This window comes from Kitasatospora sp. NPDC001261 (assembly GCF_042896795.1).
Classification (GTDB): Bacteria; Actinomycetota; Actinomycetes; order Streptomycetales; family Streptomycetaceae; genus Kitasatospora.
The window spans coordinates 92,717-111,131 of sequence record NZ_JBIAXP010000032.1 but is presented as its reverse complement, the minus strand read 5'-3'; the positions used below and the strand labels follow the sequence as shown (position 1 = coordinate 111,131).

Genomic DNA, 18,415 nt, shown 5'->3' with positions numbered 1-18,415 from the left:
GACCCTGCCGATCGGCAGGGTCGAGACAGGAACGGCGACAGGGCCCGGGGGCGGAGAGAGACGTGCCCCGCCGCCGCGGAGAGGCCCCGCAGCCGGGCTGGGTCGGGCCGAGCCCGTCAGTCCGAGCCCGTCGGCCCGTCAGCCGGAGCCCGTCGGCCCACCGGCCCGGCACCCGTTCGGCCGGTGGCAGTCGGTACGGCGCACGCCCCCCGTCCGGGGGTCTCCGCAGGGCATCGGCGGTCCCCGGCCCCTAGGGTCTGTGGTGCGTCGGCGAACCGGGTGCCGCGCGCACGCAGGCCCGCCAGGCGTAGGCCGTCCCGCCGTGAGCCCTCCCGCCGTGCGCCGGGGTGTCCGGCAGGCCCGAGACCGCGCGCCGGGGTGCCCGGCCGACCGAGAGGTGGACCCGCCCCATGCACACCGTCGTCCGCGGCGCCGGAGCGCTCGGCCTGACCGTCCTGCTGCTCACCGCGGCCATCGGCTGCCAGGGCGACGGCTCCTCCGCCGCCGAGCCCGCGCCGACCTCCCCGACCTCCCCGACCTCCCCGGCCACCGGGGCGGCGGCAGCCACCGGCACCGCCACCGGACTGGCCGCCCAACAGCTGGACTGGCACGCCTGCCCCGCCCCCACCGGTGCCCAGGGCGACGGCACCGCGCCCGCCGCCGACTGGCAGTGCGCCACCCTCAAGACCCCGCTGGACCACGGCAAACCGGACGGCACGACGATCGGTCTCGCGGTGATCCGCAGCCGGGCCAAGGACGAGCAGCACCGGATCGGCTCGCTGCTGTTCAACTTCGGCGGCCCCGGCGCCTCCGGCGTGGCCACCCTGCCGGCCCTGGCCGCGACCTACTCCTCCCTCAACTCCCGCTACGACCTGGTGAGTTTCGACCCGCGCGGGGTCGGCGCCAGTGACGGGGTGACGTGTCTGGACGACCGGGCGATGGATGCCGCCACCGCCGCCGACAGCACCCCCGACACCCCCGACGCGGTGAAGGCCCTGGACGACGGCAACGCCCGCTTCGTCGCCGCCTGCGAGCACAACTCCGGCGCGGTGCTGCCGTACGTGGACACCGAGAGCGCCGCGCGCGACATGGACCTGATGCGGCAGGTGCTGGGCGACCCGAAGCTCTCCTACTTCGGCATCAGCTACGGCACCCAGCTCGGCGGCGTCTACGCGCACCTGTTCCCGCAGCAGGTCGGCCGGATGGTGCTGGACTCGGTGGTCGACCCCACCAAGGACCCGCAGCAGGCCGCGCTCGGCCAGGCCCAGGGCTTCCAACTCGCCCTCGACGACTTCATGAAGGCCTGCGCCGCCCAGGTCGGGGCCGCCTGCCCGACCGGTGCGGGCGGCGACGAGGGCACCGCGAAGGTCACCGCCCTGGTGCAGAAGCTGGCGCAGTCGCCGCTGCCGACCACCCAGGGGCGGCAGCTCACCGAGAGCCTGGCGATCACCGGCATCGCGGGCGCCCTGTACAGCCAGGAGACCTGGCCCGTGCTGGCCGCCGGGCTCACCCAGGCGATGGACCAGGGGACCGGCGACACGCTGCTCCAGCTCTCCGACGCGCTGAACGGGCGCGACGCGCAGGGGCACTACAGCAACCTGAACGCCGCGAACCGGGCGATCAGTTGCGTGGACGCCCGGCAGCGCTACTCGGACCAGGACGTGCAGCAGCAGCTGCCGCAGTTCCAGGCCGCCTCCCCGGTGTTCGGGTCCTACACCGCCTGGGGACTGACCGCCTGCACCGGTTGGCCCGTCCCCGGCAAGGCCGCCCATCCGGAGGTGTCCGCGCCGGGGGCCGCCCCGATCCTGGTGGTCGGCACCACCGGCGATCCGGCCACCCCGGTGGAGGGCGCCCGTACGATGGCGCAGCAGCTCGGCGCGGGCGTCGGCGTCACCGTCACGCTGCAGGGCGAGGGGCACGGCGGCTACAACACCGGCAACCCGTGCCTGAAGCAGACCGTGGACGCCTACCTGCTGGACGGGACGGTGCCGGCGGACGGGACGACCTGCGGCTGAGCGGTCGGCGGGGCGTGCGGGGCGTGCAGGGCGTGCGGGCCGTGCCGGGCGCGCAGGGCGTGCGGGGACGGACGGCCGGGAGTGAAAGTGGCCCACTGGAGCGGCCATCGATTGGCCCTGGAGAGTGGGCCACTCTGTCACTAGTCTTCTCAGCGTGACCAACGACGTGACGAACACCGCGCCCGCCCAGCACCACCTCGACCAGCTCGCCGCCCGGCTTTCCGACCGGCACCCCGGCAACGGCCACCGGGTCGGCGACGACACCGTCAAGAACGACACCGTCAAGGTCGACTTCTACTTCGACCCCGTCTGCCCCTTCGCCTGGATAACCTCCCGGTGGATCCTGGAGGTCGAGAAGCAGCGCGAACTCGACCTGAACTTCCGGGTGATGAGCCTGTCCGTCCTCAACGAGGGCCGCACCGACCTGCCCGAGCGCTACCAGCGCCTGATGACCACCGGCTGGGGCCCCGTGCGGGTCTGCATCGCCGCCGCCGAGCAGCACGGCCCGCAGGTGCTGCGCGAGCTGTACACCGAGCTCGGCACCCGGCTGCACGGCCAGGACCGGGCCGCCGACGACGCCGTCATCCGGGAGGCTCTGGCGGCGGCGGGCCTGCCGGAGGAGCTGGCCGAGGCGGCGAACAGCGCGGAGTACGACGAGGCCCTGCGCAAGAGCCACCACGAGGGCATGGACCCGGTCGGCGAGGAGGTCGGGACGCCGACCATCCACGTGGACGGCGTCGCCTTCTTCGGCCCGGTGCTGAGCGCCATCCCGCGCGGCGAGGACGCCGTACGGGTCTTCGACGGTGTGCGGCTGCTGGCCGGGTACCCGAAGTTCTTCGAGCTCAAGCGGACCCGGACGGACGCGCTCGACTTCTCCTGACCCGCCCCGGCGGAGGCCGCGCCGAGCCCGCACTGAGCCCTCGCCGAGCCCGCATCGGGCGTGCCCGCACGGAGGACTGCCGCGGGCCCGGCCTGCGGCCTGTCAGCCCCGGCGGCGCTGCTTGATCCTGATCGGCCCCGACCGGGGGCGGCCGATCACGGTCAGCACCGGGGCGCCCGGCTCCGCCTGCTCGGCCGCCTTGTTGACGATGTTTCCGGTGTTGGTGCTCGACGGGTCGATCCGTACGCCCCAGCCGCGCGGGACGATCAGCCGGATGTGGCCCATGCCGGTCGAGGCCTCGACCGTGATCTCCCGGTGGGGGCACACGGCCTCGGTGAAGTCGACCGTGAGCAGCGAGATCTTGGTCTCCGCGACGATCCGACGGGGCACGGACCAGCGGCCGCTCTGCACCATGTTGTTCATCCGGGGCCGGAGCGTGAGGACCTCCTCCGCCGCGGACGCCTCCCGGGCCTCCACCCGGCCGCCGAGGTCGGCCACCAGGACGTCGAGTTCGCCGTACGTCCGCGCGGCGTAGGTGCGGTCGAGCCGCTCCTCCAGTTCCCCGAGGTCGATGCGGCCGTCGCCGGCGGCGATCCGCAACTGCTCGGCCACCGCCTCCCGGTCGCTGTCCCCGGCCCGGGGTTCCACGGCGGCCCCGGGCGTCTTGTGCGGCGCTGGCAGTTCCTCGTTGACCATGCGGCTACTCTAGGTCGCGAATCGTCCTGGTGGGCGGCTCGATCGCCAACTCCGCACGGCCCGAGGATCCTTGAGCGCACCCGGAGGAGCGCCCGGAGGGGCAGCCGAAGGAGCGGCCGGACGACGGGCTTCGCCGGGTGCGGTGGAAGCGCCCGGCAGGCCTTCGCAAACCGTTCGCGACGGCCCGACCCCACGTACCGGACCGGCCTTCGGCCTGCCCGCGTCCGCCTCCCGTGTCCGACGCCCGTGCCCGGCGCCCGAGCCCGATCCGACGCCGCGGGCCGTGGCGCCGAGCGGGTCGTTCTCCCCCGAGTGGACCGTTGCCACCCCCTTCAGGCTCCCGTCCGGGCGCGGAGAGTCCGACCATGGAGGGACGGAGGCTGTCCGGCCCCCCCGAGAGGCGGTGAGCGTGGATGATCGCACGAATCCGGCTGCGCGCCGCCCGTCACCCCACGACCCCGCCGGGCTCCGGCCCCGACCCCGGCCCGAGGCAGGGCTGGGGCCAACCACGGGGCCCGGGCCAGGGCCAGGGCCCCGGCCCGGGCCGGAACCAGCGCCCCGGCCCCGGCGGCCCGGCCAAGCCCCCGCCGCCCTCGTGGCGCCGCTGGCTGCTGCCCGTCGCCGTACTGGTGACGCTGCTCCTGCTGGTGCTCTTCTCCAACCCCGGCAAGCCCGGCACCCGCTACGGCTACACCGACTTCGTGAACCGGGTCGACGCCGGCCAGGTGCAGACCGTGGACGTCAGCGACACCGGCGCGGTGAGCGGCACGCTCAAGGACGGCACCCACTTCAGCAGCCAGATCCCGACCGCCCTGGACACCTCCCAGCTCAGCAGCGCGCTCTCCGAGCACCACGTGACCGTCACCGGCAGCCGGAGCAGCGGCGGCGGCTCGATCTGGTCCTCCCTGCTGCTGTTCCTGCCGCTGCTGATCTTCGGCGGGCTCTTCCTCTGGTCCGGCCGGATGGCCGCCCGTTCGCTGGGCGGCGGTCTGAGCGCCATCGGACGGTCCCGGGCCAAGATCATCGAGGCGGAGCGGCCGGACACCGGGTTCGCCGACGTGGCGGGGTACGAGGGGGTGAAGCAGGAGGTCAGCGAGGTGGTCGACTTCCTGCGCAGCCCGGAGCGGTACGCCGCCGCCGGGGCCAAGGGGCCGCGCGGGGTGATCATGGTCGGGCCGCCCGGCACCGGCAAGACCCTGCTCGCCCGGGCGGTCGCCGGCGAGGCCTCGGTGCCCTTCCTCTCGGTGACCGGCTCCGGCTTCGTGGAGATGTTCGTCGGCGTCGGCGCCTCCCGGGTCCGCGACCTCTTCGACGAGGCCCGCAAGCGCGCGCCGTCGATCATCTTCATCGACGAGATCGACGCCGTCGGCGGCCGCCGGGCGGGCGGCACCCGGCTCGGCGGCAACGACGAGCGCGAGCAGACCCTGAACCAGCTGCTCGCCGAGATGGACGGCTTCGACCAGAGCACCGGCATCGTCGTCATCGCCGCCACCAACCGCCCGGACGCCCTCGACCCGGCCCTGCTGCGCCCCGGCCGCTTCGACCGGCAGGTCACCGTCCCGCTGCCCAACCAGGCCGAGCGGGCCGCCATCCTCGCCGTGCACGCCCGCGGCAAGACCCTGGCCCCGGACGTCGACCTCGGGCGGCTCGCCCGCGGCACCCCCGGCTTCTCCGGCGCCGACCTCGCCAACCTGGTCAACGAGGCCGCCATCAACGCCGTGCGCGCCGACCGGGCCACCCTCACCGCCGACGACCTCGACACCGCCCGCGACCGGGTGCTGCTCGGCCGCCGGGAGTCCTCCAACGCGCTGCTGCCCGACGAGCGGCACGCCGTCGCGGTGCACGAGTCCGGACACGCGCTGGTCGCCGCGCTGTGCGAGCACGCCGACCCGGTCGCCAAGGTGACGATCCTCCCGGCCGGCGTCGCCCTCGGTGCCACCGAGCAGCTGCCCGAGGCCGAACGGCACTTGTACAGCGAGGCCTACCTGGTCGACCTGATCACCGTCCAGCTCGGCGGCCGGGCGGCGGAGCTGGTGGTCTTCGGCGAGGGCTCCACGGGCGCCGCGAACGACCTCGCCAACGCCACCTCGGTCGCCACCCGGATGGTCCGCGAGTTCGGCCTCTCCCCGGAACTCGGCCCGGTCGGCTACTCCAGCGGCACCCCGCACTACCTCGGCGACAACCCCGAGGACCTGCTGCGCCGCCCGTACTCCGAGCAGACCCAGCGCGCGGTGGACGAGGCGGTGGCCCGCCTGCTGCGCGGCGCCGAGCGGCGGGCCGTCGCCCTGCTCACCGACCACCGGCACCACCTGGACGAGCTGGCGGCGCTGCTGGTCGTCCAGGAGACGGTGGACGGCCGGGTGGTGCTCGACATCCTGTCGCACCCGGCGCCGGGGCCGGAGCGGCCGGTCTCGCTGCGGAAGCCGGACGGGCCCGAAGGAGCGGCGGCGGCGGACGCGCGGCCGGCACCGGCGGACACGGACGCGCAGGCGGCACCGGGGGAGGCCCCCCGCCCGTGACGGCCGCATCGTGGGTGGTCGTATCCTCGTGATCGCGTCACGTACCCACCGTCCCGAGGAGTCGGAATGACCGAGCCCCTGCCCGCCGACGTCCAGCGGGAGATCGCCCGTGCCCTCGGGGTCGTCCCCGTGCCGGACCCCGCGAAGGAGGCCGAGCGGCGGGTGGAGTTCCTGGTCGGCCAGGTGCGGGCCACCGGCGCGCGCAGCCTGGTGCTCGGCATCAGCGGCGGCGTCGACTCCACCACCGCCGGGCGCCTGTGCCAGCTCGCCGTCGAGCGGCTGCGGGCCGAGGGGCACCAGGTGACCTTCACCGCCATGCGGCTGCCGTACGGCGTCCAGGCGGACGAGGCGGACGCCCAGCTCGCGCTCGGCTTCATCCGCGCCGACGAGGTGCTGACCGTCGACGTCAAGCCCGCCACCGACGGCGCGCTCGCTGCCCTGAAGGCCGCCGGCCTGACCTACGGCGACCACGGCCACGAGGACTTCGTCGGCGGCAACGTCAAGGCCCGCCAGCGGATGGTGGTCCAGTACGCGGCGGCGGGCGCCAAGGGCGGGCTGGTCGTCGGCACCGACCACGCGGCCGAGGCCGCGGTCGGCTTCTTCACCAAGTTCGGGGACGGCGCGGCCGACGTGATGCCGCTGTCCGGCCTCACCAAGCGCCAGGTGCGGGCGGTCGCCGAGGCGCTGGGCGCGCCCGCCGAGCTGGTCAAGAAGACCCCGACCGCCGACCTGGAGGACCTCGCCCCCGGCCGCCCCGACGAGGACGCCCTCGGTGTCAGCTACGACGCCCTGGACGACTTCCTGGAGGGCATGCCGGTCAGCGAGGAGGTCTTCCGCACCGTCCTCGGCCACTACCGCCGCACCGAGCACAAGCGCAACCTGCCGGTCGTCCCGCCGGTGGTCTGACCGGTCCGGACGAGCGCGCCGCCGGCGCCGGGCTCCGGAGCGGTCCGCCGGGGCCGGGGGGCGAAGGCCCTCGGCGGTCTGATCATGACGTGGACGACCAGGCCCCCGGTACCGCCAGGTGACCGGGGGGCTGCCGAACATCGCCCGGCGCGTACGGGCCGAAGCCCGAGGGGGGCTGAGTGACGACGGTGGAGCGGCTCGCGGTGGTGTCCGGGGGCGGGACCGGGATCGGCCGGGCGATCGCGGCGCGGCTGGTCCGGGACGGGCACCGGGTGGTGGTCCTCGGCCGCCGGGCGGCGGTGCTGGAGCAGGCCCGGGAGGAGATCGAGCGGACCGCCGGACCGGGGCGCGTCGTGCCGGTGGCGGCCGATCTGACCGACCCGGCGGCGGTCGAGGCGGCGGCGGCCCGGATCGCCGCGCTCGGGCCGGTGGACGTGCTGGTGAACAACGCGGGCGCGATCGTCACCCCGCCCGCCGATGACGGTCTGGCCGCGCTGGCCGCCGCCTGGCGGCGGGACCTGGACGGCAATCTGCTCACCGCCGTGCTGCTGACCACCGCGCTCCAGGACGCGCTGCGGCGGCCCGGCGGCCGGCTGGTGGTGATCAGTTCGGCCGCGGCGCAGCGCGGCGGCGCGGGCCCGCACTCGGCGGGCTCGTACGCCGCGGCCAAGGCCGCGCTGCACGGCTGGGCCTTCGGCCTGGCGCGGCAGTTGGGGCCGGACGGGATCACGGTGAACGTGCTCGCGCCCGGGTACGTCGAGTCCACCGAGATCTTCGGGGCGGGCTGGAGCGAGGAGTTCCACGCGCGGAAGGTGGCCGACACCCTGGTCGGCCGGGCGGGCACCCCGGCCGACGTGGCCGAGGCGGTCGCCTACCTGGCCTCGCCGGCCGCCGGGTACCTGACCGGTCAGGTGATCGGGCTCAACGGCGGTGCGGTGCTGGGCCGTTGAGCCCGGCCGGAGGGCCTGCGGCCTACTGCTCCGCGATCCAGTCCGTCACCAGCTCCTCCAGCACCCCCAGCGGCAGGCTGCCGTGCCCGATCAGCCGGTGGTGGAACTCCCGGACGTCGAACCGGGCGCCGAGCGCCGCCTCGGCCCGCTCGCGGTGCCGCACGATCTCCCGGCGGCCGATCAGGTAGGCGGTGGCCTGGCCCGGCCAGGCGATGTAGCGGTCGATCTCGTTGCGGACGTTGGCCTCGGGGGTCGCGGTGTTGGCCCGCATGTAGGCCTTCGCCCGCTCCCGGGACCAGCCGTAGTGGTGCATCCCGGTGTCCACCACCAGCCGGACCGCCCGCATCGCGTCCAGCGAGAGCATCCCGAACCGGGACAGCTCCGAGCCGTACAGCCCCATCTCGTCCGCGAGCCGCTCGGTGTACAGGCCCCAGCCCTCGACGTGCGCGGTCAGCTGGCCGCTCGGGTTCCGCCGGAACCGCGGCAGGTGGTGCAGGGTCTGCGCGACGGCGAGCTGGAGGTGGTGGCCGGGAACGCTCTCGTGGAAGGCGATCGCCTCGTACTCGTAGCTGAACCGGGTCTCCGGGCGCAGCGTGTTGATCCAGTGGGTGCCGGGCAGTCCGCCCGGGCCCGGCGGCTGGTAGTAGGCCAGCGGCGCGGTCTCCGCCTCGATCGGGTCGATCTCCCTGGTCACGCAGTCGGCGATCGGGTACGGGCGGAACCAGTCCGGGGCGGCGCGGCGGGCCCGGTCCAGCGCCCCGTCCGCCAGGGCGACGATCTCGGCCGCGCTGCCGAAGCGCAGCGAGCGGTCCTCGCGCAGCGCGGTCAGCACGGCGGCCGGGTCGGTGATGCCCAGCACCTTGCCGCCCAGCTCGGCGAACTCCTCGCGCAGCGCCGCGACGGCCTCCAGACCGATCCGGTGCACCTCCTCCGGGGTGAGCCCGGGCCGGGTGAAGCGGGCGACGGCGTCCGCGTAGCCCTCGGCGCCGCCCGGCACGTGGCCGACCCCGGGCTTGTCGTCCGGCCGGGCGCCCGGTGCCAGCCGCTGGGCCAGCCCGGCCAGGAAGCGGGCCACCGCGGGGCGGACGGCGTCGCGCACGATCACCAGGGCGCGCTCGGACTCCGGGCGGCCGGCCAGCGGCCGCAGCAGCTTGTCCTCGGCCGGGGCGGTCGCCAGGTGGGCCTCCAGCTGGGCGACGGCGGCGTCGACCCCGCTGCGCAGCGGGTGGCGGCCCTCGGCGGCGGCGTCCAGGGTGCGGCGCAGGACGGCGTCGAAGTAGTCGGGCAGCGCGGCGAGGCGTTCCAGGTAGGCGTCGGCGCCCTCCTGGTCGATCGAGGTCATGGCGAGCGCGGTGAAGGCCTCGTTCTGCGGGGCGACGATGGTCGCCGAGACGCTGAACTCGGCCAGCCCGTGGGTGATCTGGCCGATGCCGTTGGCGAGCAGCCGGGCGAGCACCCGGTGGGTGATCCGGTCCTCGCCGGCCAGCGAGTCCAGCGGGATCGCGGCCAGCCGGGCGGTGAAGCCCAGCAGGGCCTCGCGGTGGCGGTGCGCGGCCGCGCGGGACGGGTCGGGCACCAGGTGGGCGTAGCCCTCGACCCCGCTGAGGGTCGCGTCGAACGGGTTGTGGGTGTTCTCGGCGTCGAAGAACTCCTCCGCGAGTGCGGCGAGTCCGGTGTGCTGAGGCTGTTCGATCACGGTCGCTCCCCCGATGCGGTGTACCGCGGCGCGGCGTACCGCCGTGCCCGGTCCCGCCGATTATTCGGAGCGATCGGCGGCCCGGTCAATACGCGCTGGTGGGACGGGGGTTCCGCCTCCTCCCGCCGGCGGTCGCCACGCACGGACCAACCTGCGAAGCCGCGTACGGACCCACCCGCGGACCCGCGTACGGACCCGCGCACACGACGGTGCCGGCGTCCGTCGGAACGGACGCCGGCACCGTCGTTGCGCGGGGCCCGGCAACCGGCGCCGGGGCGCCGCCGTGCCGGGCGGGGGAGGACGGGTCAGCGGGCCTTGGCGGCCTTGCCCTCCTTGGCGGCCTGGGCGGCGGCCTCCTTCTCGTGCTTCTCCTTGATCCGGGCGGTCTCCTTGCGGACGTCCACCTGGTTGGCGCGCTCGTGCTGGAGCCAGAGCGGGTTCTCGGCCTTGACCGCCTCGATCTGCTCGGTGGTGAGCGCCTCGGTCACGCCGCCGCGGGCCAGGCCGGAGATGGAGATGCCGAGCTTGGCGGCGACCACCGGGCGCGGGTGCGGGCCGTTCTTGCGCAGGTCCTGGAGCCACTGCGGCGGCTCGGCCTGCAGCGCGCTGAGCTCCTCGCGGGAGACCACGCCCTCCTGGAAGCCGGTGGGCGCCGCGTCGAGGTAGATCCCCAGCTTCTTGGCCGCGGTGGCCGGCTTCATGGTCTGGCTGGTCTTCTGCTTGAGCGATGTCATGGTGACAAGGGTAAGGGAGTGCGCGGGCGCTCCCGGTCACGGTCGGTAGCCTTGCCTTGTGACAGACATGCAGGTGAACCCGTCCTTCCGGCTCGTGTACGTCCCGGGCGTGACCCCCGGCAAATGGGTCCGGGTCTGGAGCGAGCGGCTCCCGGACGTGCCGCTGGACCTCCTCGCGGTCCCGTTCGGCGACGGCGAGCGCACGCTGCGCGAGGGCGGCGCGGACGCCGGGCTGGTCCGGCTGCCGGTCGACAAGGACGTGCTGAGCGCGATCCCGCTCTACAGCGAGACCACCGTCGTGGTCTTCCCCAAGGACCACTGGCTCGCCGCCGCCGAGGAGGTCGCGCTGGACGACCTGGCCGAGGAGGTGGTCTTCCACCCGCTCGACGACACCCTCGGCTTCACCGCCGACACCCTGCCCGGGCGGCCCGCCATCGCGCGTCCGGACAGCACGGAGGACGCGATCGAGCTGGTCGCCGCGAACGTCGGCGTGCTCCTGGTGCCGCAGTCGCTGGCCCGGCTGCACCACCGCCGGGACCTCACCTACCGGCCGGTGGTGGAGGCGCCGCAGTCCCAGGTGGCGCTGGCCTGGCCGCAGGAGCGGACGACGGACCTGGTGGAGGAGTTCATCGGGATCGTCCGCGGCCGTACGGTCAACAGCTCGCGCGGGCGCGGGGCCGGGCAGGCGGCGCCCGAGGCACAGCCGAAGAAGGCGGCGGCCGGCCGGGGCAAGCCGCAGCCGCAGAAGTCCGGCGGGCAGAAGGGCGGCGCGCAGAAGGCGGGTGGCCAGAAGGCGGGCGGGCAGAAGTCCGGCGGACAGCGCGCGGGGGCGCCGAAGGCCGGGGGCGCCAAGGCCGGCGGGCGGGGCGCGGCGGCCCGGCGCGGCAGGCCCAAGCGGTGACCGTGGCGTAGCGTCTGCCCCGTTCGCTTGTGGTCGAGCGGGAGGAGCGGGGCAGTGTGGCACGACCTGATGGCCGTCCAGATTCCGATCGTGGAGAAGGTCCTCCGTACGGTCGCCGTCTACGTGCTGATCCTGGTGCTGTTCCGGCTGGCCGGGAAACGCGGGCTGGCGGGGCTGAACACCTTCGACATGGTGGTCGTCTTCCTGCTCTCCAACGTGGTGCAGAACGCCATCATCGGCAACGACAACAGCCTGCTCGGCGGCGCGATCGGGGCGGTCACGCTGGTCGCGGTGAACGCCGGCGTCACCCGCTGGCTCGCCCGCGACCCGAAGGCCGCCCGGCTCCTGGAGGGCAGGCCCACCACCGTGGTGAAGGACGGCAAGCTGGTCGAGGGCGCGCTGCACAGCCTGGCGCTGCGCCCGTCCGAGCTGGAGCACGCCATCCGGATCCAGAACGGCGACAAGGTCGGCGACGTCGCCCGCGCCCGGCTGGAGCCGGACGGGCAGCTGCTGGTGGCCCTCAAGCACGGCGAGCAGAGCGCCACCCGCGCCGACGTCGAGGACCTGCGGCGCCGGCTGGCGGAGATCGAGCGGCTGCTCACCGCGATCGCCGCCGACCGGCGCCCGCCGGGCTGAGGCGGGCTCGCGCTCGGGCTCGGGTCCAGGCTCAGAGCCGGGCCCGGGCCCGGGTTCAGGCCCGGCTGCCGGCCCAGACCAGGCGCCCGGTCGACGCCGTGATGCGGTAGTCGGCCTCCGCACCGGGCCGGGCGTAGGCCTCGACCCGGCGGCACACCACGAAGGCCGGTTCCCGCTCCGACTCCAGGACCAGGTAGTAGTGCCCCGCGCCGGAGAGCTCGCCCGGGCCGCCGTCGGAGAACTCCCGGATGCGCTTGCGCTCCTCAGGGGTGGCGGAACGGATCGTCAGCGTGGGGTAGTGGGTGTGGAGCTTCATCGCCCGCACGGTCTCGAAGACGATGTCGAGGGTCTCGGGCTCCTGCCCGCCCGCCTGGCTGCGCAGCACCAGCTCCTTGTGGCCGATGCCGTAGTGCCAGAGCTGGAAGGAACGGGGGCTGTGGAAGGGGGTCTTCGCACTCCTGGTCATCCGGGCATGATCACCGGTCGGCCGGCGCCGGGGCAAGGGTTTCGGCGCGCCGGCGGCGGGCGGCGGTGAGGGCCACGGCGGCGGCCAGGGCGAAGCCGAGGGCGGCGGAGAGCAGGTGGCCGACGGTGGTGAACGGCGGGAGGGGACCGGGCCATTCGCCGTCGCCGGAGAGCGGCCAGGCGAGGACGAAGGCGGCCCAGGGCAGCCGGGCCCAGCGGGGCAGGGCGAGGACGGCGAGGGCGAGGACGGTCTGGGCGCCGTAGCTGATGCCGTAGTCCGAGGCCTGGCGCACGCTCTCCGGGTACCAGCCGTGCCGCAGGGCGAACACGATCACCGCGGCGGTGAGCAGGGTGGCGCCGATGTGCCCGCCGAGGAGGACGGCGGCGGCGCGCGGGCTGCCGAAGCGGCGCTCGGTCCAGGCGAGGCAGCAGCCGATGCCGAGGCCGAGGGTGATCAGGGTGCCGCCGAAGCCGGTGGAGAGGACCTCGGTGAGGGTGCCGTCGAACAGCAGCGCGCTGCCGAACAGGGCGGTGACCGGGTGGTCGTGGAGGTTGTCGAGGTTGGTGCTGATGTGGTCGCGGAGCGCGTCCGCCCGGTCCGGGGCGAGCAGGTTCCCGACCCAGACGTTCCCGAGCAGGAGCAGGAGGACGTAGCCGAAGGTCAGCGGCGAGCGGCGCGGGTACGTCCGGACGGCGCGGAGCAGCCCGGTCAGGAGCCCCGATGGGGTGGGTGCGTTCATGGTCTGGTGGTGTCCCGGTCGAGCGGTGTGGTCCGCGGCCGGCGCCCGTGCGGCCGGCCATGCCGGGACAGTACCGAAGCCCGGTGGGGATCCGGTCAGCGGACCCGGCGGGTCAGCGTCGCGGTGAAGGGCCGGGGCACGAGGGAGGAGCCGCGGACGGGGCGGACGGGCCGGCCGGGGGTGGGGGCGATGGTCCAGCGGGCGGCGATGGTGGCGATGGCGAGGACGGCCTCGGTGGTGCCGAAGGCGTCGCCGATGCAGCGGCGGGCGCCGAGGCCGAAGGGCGCGTAGGTGCCGGGGGCGGGGCGGGCGGTGGTGAGCCAGCGGTCGGGGTCGAAGCGGTCGGGGCGGGGGAACAGGTCGGGTCGGCGGTGCAGCAGGTACGGGCTGTAGAGCAGGGTGGCGCCGGCCGGGACGCGGTGGCCGCCGAGCTCGGTGTCGGTGGTGGCGGTGCGGCTGAGGATCCACGGCGGCGGGTAGAGCCGCAGGGTCTCGCTGACGATCCGGGCGGTGAGCGGCAGGGAGGGCAGGTCCTCGTGGCGGGCGGGCCGGCCGTCCAGGACGGTGTCGAGTTCGGCGTGCAGGCGGGTCCGGACGGCCGGGTTGGCGGCGAGCAGTGTCCAGGCCCAGGAGAGGGTGGCGGCGGTGGTCTCCATGCCGGCCAGCAGGAAGGTGACCACCTGCTCGTGGACTTCGGTGTCGGACAGGCCCCGGCCGTCCTCGTCCGTGGCGGCGAGCAGCGTGGAGAGCAGGTCCTGCCGGTCGGTGCCGGTGGCGCGGTGTTCGGCGATCAGCCGCCGGGTGATCTCCCGCAGGTCCTGCTGGGCGCGGCGGAAGCGGCGGTTGCCGGGGGTGGGGAGGCGGTCGGCGCCGGGCAGCGGCAGCATCAGCCGCCGGCCGACGCCGCGGGTCACGATGTCCATGCTCCGGTGCACCGGCAGCGAGCCGGCCCGCTCGTGCGCGGCGAACAGGCAGCGGGCGGTGACGGCGGTGGAGAGGCGGTACATCGCGGCGGGGACGTCGATCACGTCGCCGTCGTGCCAGCGGGCGGTGGCGCCGGCGATCTCCTCGATCATCAGCGCGGCGTAGCCGGGCAGCCGGTCGCGGTGGAACGCGGGCTGCAGCATGCGCCGTTGGCGCCGGTGGGCGGCGGCGGGGCAGGTGGCGAGGCCGTTGCCGAAGACCTCCTGGGCCTTGTCGAGGAGGGGCCCGCCCTTGTCGAAGGTCTGGTCGTCGGTGAGCATCCGGCGGACCAGCTCGGGGTGGCAGACCACGTACGCGCGGAGCGGGCCGAGCCGCAGCCGGACGAGGTCGCCGTGGGCGGGCAGGCCGGCGACGAACTCGTGGGGGTGGTGGAGGAGGGCGGGGGCGTGGCCGAGCAGAGGGAGGCCGCCGGGGGCGGTGGCCGCGGTGAACCGGGTGGTCGGGAAGAACGGGGTCGGCACGGGCGTCACCTTGGTTGGGGCGGGAGGACCGGGACGAATCGCGAACGTGATCTTTCCCGGCGGTGTGCGGCGAAACGATCGTGGACCGGCGGACGGGGTGAACGCGGGGGCGCGGGGCGAACGATCGTGCGCCCTCGCTGTCTTGACGGCTCGTCCGCCCGTGAGCGGGCGCCCCGGGCCGCAGGGCGTCGCCGGGTGGGCCTACACTCGGAGCCCAGTGAGATTACCGGTCAGTAGAACCGGGCAGGTACGAGCAGCCGGTGCGATGGTCGGACGGCGGAACGTCCGGCGGGGAGTGGGGGGTTCGGATGACCGACGAGCGGGTCCACGCGTTCGCCGACGACGCCCTGGGCGCCCACGACGCGGTGGCGCTCGCCGCGCTGGTCCGGGCCGGTACGGTCAACCCCCGGGAGCTGGTCGGCGCGGCCGTCGACCGGGCCGCCCGGGTGGACGGCGCGCTGCTGCCCGTCGCCCACGCTTCGTACGACAGGCCGCGGATCAGCCGGGAGGGCATCGGCGGTCCGCTCTGGGGCGTGCCGACCTACCTCAAGGACAACGTGGACCTGCGCGGCCTGCCGACCGGGATGGGCAGCGAGGCCTTCTCCGCCCGCCCGGCCCGCCGCAACGCGCGCTTCACCGACCAGTTCCTCGCCACCGGCCTGGCCGTCCTCGGCAAGACCCGGCTGCCCGAGTTCGGCCTCAACGCCTCCACCGAGTTCGCCACCGCCCAGCCGGTGCGCAACCCGTGGAAGCCCTCGCACTCGGCCGGCGCCTCCTCGGGCGGCGCGGCCGCCCTGGTGGCCTCCGGCGTGGTGCCGATCGCCCACGCCAACGACGGCGGCGGCTCGATCCGCATCCCGGCGGCCTGCTGCGGGCTGGTCGGCCTCAAGCCCACCCGGGGCCGGCTGGTCACCAACGCCCAGAGCGGCAAACTGCCGATCGACCTGGTCACCGACGGCGTGCTGACCCGCTCGGTGCGCGACACCGCCGCCTTCCTCGCCGCCGCCGAGCGGCACCGGAGCAACCCCGCGCTGCCCCCGCTCGGCCTGGTCGAAGGGCCCGGCGAGCGGCGGCTGCGGATCGGCCTGGTGGTGGACTCGCCGACCGCCAGGACCGACGGGCCGACCCGGCGGGTGGTCGAGGAGACCGCCGCCCGGCTGGAGGCGATGGGCCACCTGGTCGAGCCCGCCGCACTGCCCTTCGGCGAGGAGTTCTCCCGCGACTTCGTCAGCTACTGGGGCTACATCGCCTGGGCCGTCGCGGCCACCGGCCGGCTGCTGATCGACCCGGGCTTCCGGGCCGGGAGGCTGGACGGCCTGACCACCGGGCTGCGCCGCCGGTTCCAGGCCGAGTTCCCGCGGACCCCCGGCGTGCTGCGGCGGTTGCGCCGGGCCGAGGGCGTGTACGCGCGGATCTTCCGCACCCACGACGTGATCCTCTCCCCGGTGCTGGCCCACACCACCCCGCCGATCGGGCACCTGAGCCCGAACGTGGACTTCGACGAGCTGATGGACCGGCTGACGCGCTACGTGGCCTTCACCCCGGTCAACAACGTGGCCGGCGGCCCGGGCATCGCCCTGCCGGCGGGCTCCGCGCCCGGCGGGCTGCCGGTCGGGGTGCACCTGTCGGCGGCGCACGGGCAGGAGCGGCTGCTGCTGGAGCTGGCCTTCGCGCTGGAGGCGGACCGGCCCTGGCGGCGGATCCAGGACTGAGCGGGCCGGTCCGGGGCCCGGTCGGCCGTTCGGCGACGGCTGCGTTCGGAGTGGCGGCGCTCAGGGCCCCGGAGCTCAGGACCCCGGCGTTCCGGGCGGTGACACGTTCCGGGCGGTGACGCTCAGGGCAGCGGCGCCGCCACCGCCCGGGCCGCGCGCACCTCGTGGTGCAGCCGGGCGAGCGCGCAGTCCGGCGACAGCGCGTCCGGCCGCGCCTCCGGCAGCCGCTCGCCGGTGCGCAGCGCCTCGGCCAGGTCGGCCAGCTCCCGGGTGACGGCGGCGACCTCGGCGGTGGTCGGCACCGGCGCGCCGTGCTCGATCCGCACCCGGGTGGCGGTGGTGGTGTCCACGATCCGCTCGACCGCGATCACCACCGGCCACCACGCCCGCGCCCGGGCCCCGACCGGCGGCGGCTCGGTGAGGGCCCGCTGGAACTCGCTGCGCACGGCGGACAGGTCCCGGTAGAGCCGCCGCCGGTAGCGGGCGCGGGCGGCCGGTTCGTCCGGTCCGGGGCCGGTGGCGAAGGCCAGCGACACGTACGAGGCGGTGTCCTGGACGGCGTCGGCGAGGCGGTCGCCGATCCGGGTGTGCCAGGACTCCGGCCACAGCAGGTAGCCGGCCAGCAGGGAGATCCCGCAGCCGATCAGCGAGTCGTAGAGCCGGGGCAGCACCAGGTGGAAGCCCTGGTGGTTGAGCAGGTCGGAGAGCAGCAGGATGACCGGGGTGATGGCCGCGGTTTGGAAGGCGTACCCCTTGGCGGAGAGCACCGGGATCAGCGTCGCCAGCACCGCCATCACGGGGACGTCCCACCAGCCGTGCGGTACCTCGGCCAGGACCGGGATGGCGATCAGCAGCCCGGCCGCGGTGCCGAACGCGCGCAGCACCGCGCGGGAGAACACCGAGCCGAAGTCGGGCTTCATCACGAAGGTCACGGTCAGCGCCACCCAGTACGAGCGGGGCACCGCGATCACCGAGACCAGCACCTGCGCCAGCCCGATGCACAGCGCCAGCCGCAGCCCGTACCGCCAGGACGCGCCGGACAGCAGCAGCGCCCTGGCCGCCCGCCGGGCCCGCACCGCGAGGCGGGCCGGCCGGCCGAGCCGGTCGTCGGCGGCGTACGGGTCGGGCGAGGCCTCGTACGCCACGGTGGCGGCGTGCTCGATCGCCTCGACCAGGGCGCGGGTGGACGGCCCGGCGGGGCTCGGCAGGGCGAGGGGCGGCGCCGGGCCGGCGCGGTCCCGCTCGACGGCGTCGGCGAGCGCGCGGACGGCGGCCGGGTAGTCGGCCGGCAGCGGGCCGAACTCGGGCGGGCGCAGCTGGGCCGCGGGGGCCGCCTCGACCACCGGGATCAGCGCGTTGAGCTGGGCGAGCAGCCGCGCCAGGGTGGGTGAGCGGCCGTGCCGGCGGGCGCGCCGGGCGAGCAGCAGGTCGTAGGACTGGTTGAGCGACTGGGTGAGCGCGTGGCGGCGGCCGTCGTACTCCGGTGTGCCGGCGGCCTCCAGCAGGTCGGCGGCCGCCCGGTAGGTGCCGGCCACCACCGCCCGCTCGGGGACGCCCAGCCGCAGCGGCCAGGCGAGCAGGGTCAGGGTGAGCACCACCAGGCCGCCGAGCAGCAGCAGGGCGGGCGGCAGCCACCACGGGGAGGGCAGCGGCAGGCCGGCCCCGACCACCGCGTTGAGCAGCAGGAGCAGTCCGGAGACGGAGGCGACCGCGCCGATCGAGGAGATCATGCCGGAGACCAGCGCGACGACGGTCACCGTCACGACGGCCGTCCAGCCGGTGCCGAACACCAGGGTGCCGAACAGCATCCCGAGGGCGCCGAACAGCTGGGGCACGGCGATGTTGAACACCCGCATCCGGTAGGCGTCGGCGGTGTCCCCGATGACTCCGGACAGCGCGCCCATCGACACCAGCGCGCCGTAGCCGGGCCGTCCGGTGGCGGTGCCCACCGCGAGCGGGGCGGCGAGCGCGACGGAGGCGCGGGCGGCCGCCGCCCAGGGGACCGGTGCGGACCGGGGGCGCAGGCCCTCGGTCAGCCACGGGGGAGCCGTCAACGCGCGTGCCATGTGCCCAACGTACGGCGGACCCGGGCGGTTCACCGTTCGCGCTTATGTCAATTC

15 protein-coding genes are annotated in these 18,415 nt (G+C 75.3%); 8 read left to right on the top strand and 7 right to left on the bottom strand.

Translation table 11 applies throughout. The features are described 5' to 3' along the window. Nucleotides 1-410: 410 nt before the first annotated feature. The gene (locus ACFY4B_RS34670) at nucleotides 411-2,015 is read left to right on the top strand and encodes an alpha/beta hydrolase (RefSeq protein ID WP_387974571.1); all 1,605 of its coding nucleotides are present in this window, start codon (nucleotides 411-413) and stop codon (nucleotides 2,013-2,015) included. A 154-nt stretch (nucleotides 2,016-2,169) separates the two neighbouring features. After that, complete coding sequence (locus tag ACFY4B_RS34665; protein ID WP_387974568.1) at nucleotides 2,170-2,895, top strand: DsbA family protein; 726 nt, start codon at nucleotides 2,170-2,172, stop codon at nucleotides 2,893-2,895. A 102-nt stretch (nucleotides 2,896-2,997) separates the two neighbouring features. Here ACFY4B_RS34665 and ACFY4B_RS34660 read toward each other — a convergent pair whose 3' ends face one another. After that, nucleotides 2,998-3,591: a DUF1707 domain-containing protein gene (locus ACFY4B_RS34660; protein WP_387974566.1), complete on the bottom strand. Its 594-nt coding sequence runs from the start codon at nucleotides 3,589-3,591 to the stop codon at nucleotides 2,998-3,000. 413 nt (nucleotides 3,592-4,004) lie between these two features. On the opposite strand from ACFY4B_RS34660, the gene ftsH reads away from it, so the two are divergent. From ftsH to ACFY4B_RS34645, 3 genes are all read left to right on the top strand, one after another. Further along, on the top strand, nucleotides 4,005-6,110 hold the full coding sequence (gene ftsH / locus ACFY4B_RS34655; protein ID WP_387974563.1) for an ATP-dependent zinc metalloprotease FtsH: 2,106 nt from the start codon (nucleotides 4,005-4,007) through the stop codon (nucleotides 6,108-6,110). A gap of 66 nt (nucleotides 6,111-6,176) precedes the next feature. Continuing rightward, entirely contained in the window at nucleotides 6,177-7,016 is an 840-nt protein-coding gene (nadE, locus tag ACFY4B_RS34650) for an ammonia-dependent NAD(+) synthetase (RefSeq protein ID WP_387974560.1), read from the top strand. A gap of 179 nt (nucleotides 7,017-7,195) precedes the next feature. Further along, complete coding sequence (locus ACFY4B_RS34645) at nucleotides 7,196-7,966, top strand: SDR family oxidoreductase (RefSeq protein ID WP_310593214.1); 771 nt, start codon at nucleotides 7,196-7,198, stop codon at nucleotides 7,964-7,966. A gap of 22 nt (nucleotides 7,967-7,988) precedes the next feature. Here the strand turns inward: ACFY4B_RS34645 and ACFY4B_RS34640 are convergent, their stop codons facing one another. Beyond that, nucleotides 7,989-9,662, bottom strand: a complete 1,674-nt coding sequence (locus ACFY4B_RS34640) for a DUF885 domain-containing protein (protein WP_387974555.1) — start codon at nucleotides 9,660-9,662, stop codon at nucleotides 7,989-7,991. A 305-nt stretch (nucleotides 9,663-9,967) separates the two neighbouring features. After that, on the bottom strand, nucleotides 9,968-10,396 hold the full coding sequence (locus ACFY4B_RS34635) for a DUF5997 family protein (RefSeq protein ID WP_380738112.1): 429 nt from the start codon (nucleotides 10,394-10,396) through the stop codon (nucleotides 9,968-9,970). 67 nt (nucleotides 10,397-10,463) lie between these two features. On the opposite strand from ACFY4B_RS34635, the gene ACFY4B_RS34630 reads away from it, so the two are divergent. Together ACFY4B_RS34630 and ACFY4B_RS34625 are read left to right on the top strand one after the other, a co-directional pair. Continuing rightward, nucleotides 10,464-11,297, top strand: coding sequence for a LysR family substrate-binding domain-containing protein (locus tag ACFY4B_RS34630; RefSeq protein ID WP_181970875.1), 834 nt, complete (start codon nucleotides 10,464-10,466; stop codon nucleotides 11,295-11,297). A 54-nt stretch (nucleotides 11,298-11,351) separates the two neighbouring features. Then, complete coding sequence (locus ACFY4B_RS34625; RefSeq protein ID WP_049657336.1) at nucleotides 11,352-11,933, top strand: DUF421 domain-containing protein; 582 nt, start codon at nucleotides 11,352-11,354, stop codon at nucleotides 11,931-11,933. Between the two features lie 55 nt (nucleotides 11,934-11,988). On the opposite strand, the gene ACFY4B_RS34620 is transcribed toward ACFY4B_RS34625, so the two are convergent. The 3 genes from ACFY4B_RS34620 to ACFY4B_RS34610 all read right to left on the bottom strand — a co-directional run bounded on the left by ACFY4B_RS34620 (nucleotide 11,989) and on the right by ACFY4B_RS34610 (nucleotide 14,583). Next, nucleotides 11,989-12,399: a hypothetical protein gene (locus ACFY4B_RS34620; RefSeq protein WP_387974552.1), complete on the bottom strand. Its 411-nt coding sequence runs from the start codon at nucleotides 12,397-12,399 to the stop codon at nucleotides 11,989-11,991. A 10-nt stretch (nucleotides 12,400-12,409) separates the two neighbouring features. Further along, nucleotides 12,410-13,138: a rhomboid-like protein gene (locus ACFY4B_RS34615; RefSeq protein WP_387829154.1), complete on the bottom strand. Its 729-nt coding sequence runs from the start codon at nucleotides 13,136-13,138 to the stop codon at nucleotides 12,410-12,412. 95 nt (nucleotides 13,139-13,233) lie between these two features. Further along, nucleotides 13,234-14,583, bottom strand: coding sequence for a cytochrome P450 (locus ACFY4B_RS34610; protein WP_387974549.1), 1,350 nt, complete (start codon nucleotides 14,581-14,583; stop codon nucleotides 13,234-13,236). Between the two features lie 308 nt (nucleotides 14,584-14,891). Between ACFY4B_RS34610 and ACFY4B_RS34605 the strand changes: the two genes are divergently transcribed. Beyond that, nucleotides 14,892-16,295: an amidase gene (locus ACFY4B_RS34605; protein WP_387974546.1), complete on the top strand. Its 1,404-nt coding sequence runs from the start codon at nucleotides 14,892-14,894 to the stop codon at nucleotides 16,293-16,295. A gap of 122 nt (nucleotides 16,296-16,417) precedes the next feature. Here ACFY4B_RS34605 and ACFY4B_RS34600 read toward each other — a convergent pair whose 3' ends face one another. Further along, a complete protein-coding gene (locus ACFY4B_RS34600) occupies nucleotides 16,418-18,361 on the bottom strand; it encodes an FUSC family protein (protein WP_074004571.1) in 1,944 nt (647 codons plus the stop codon). Nucleotides 18,362-18,415: the final 54 nt, after the last annotated feature.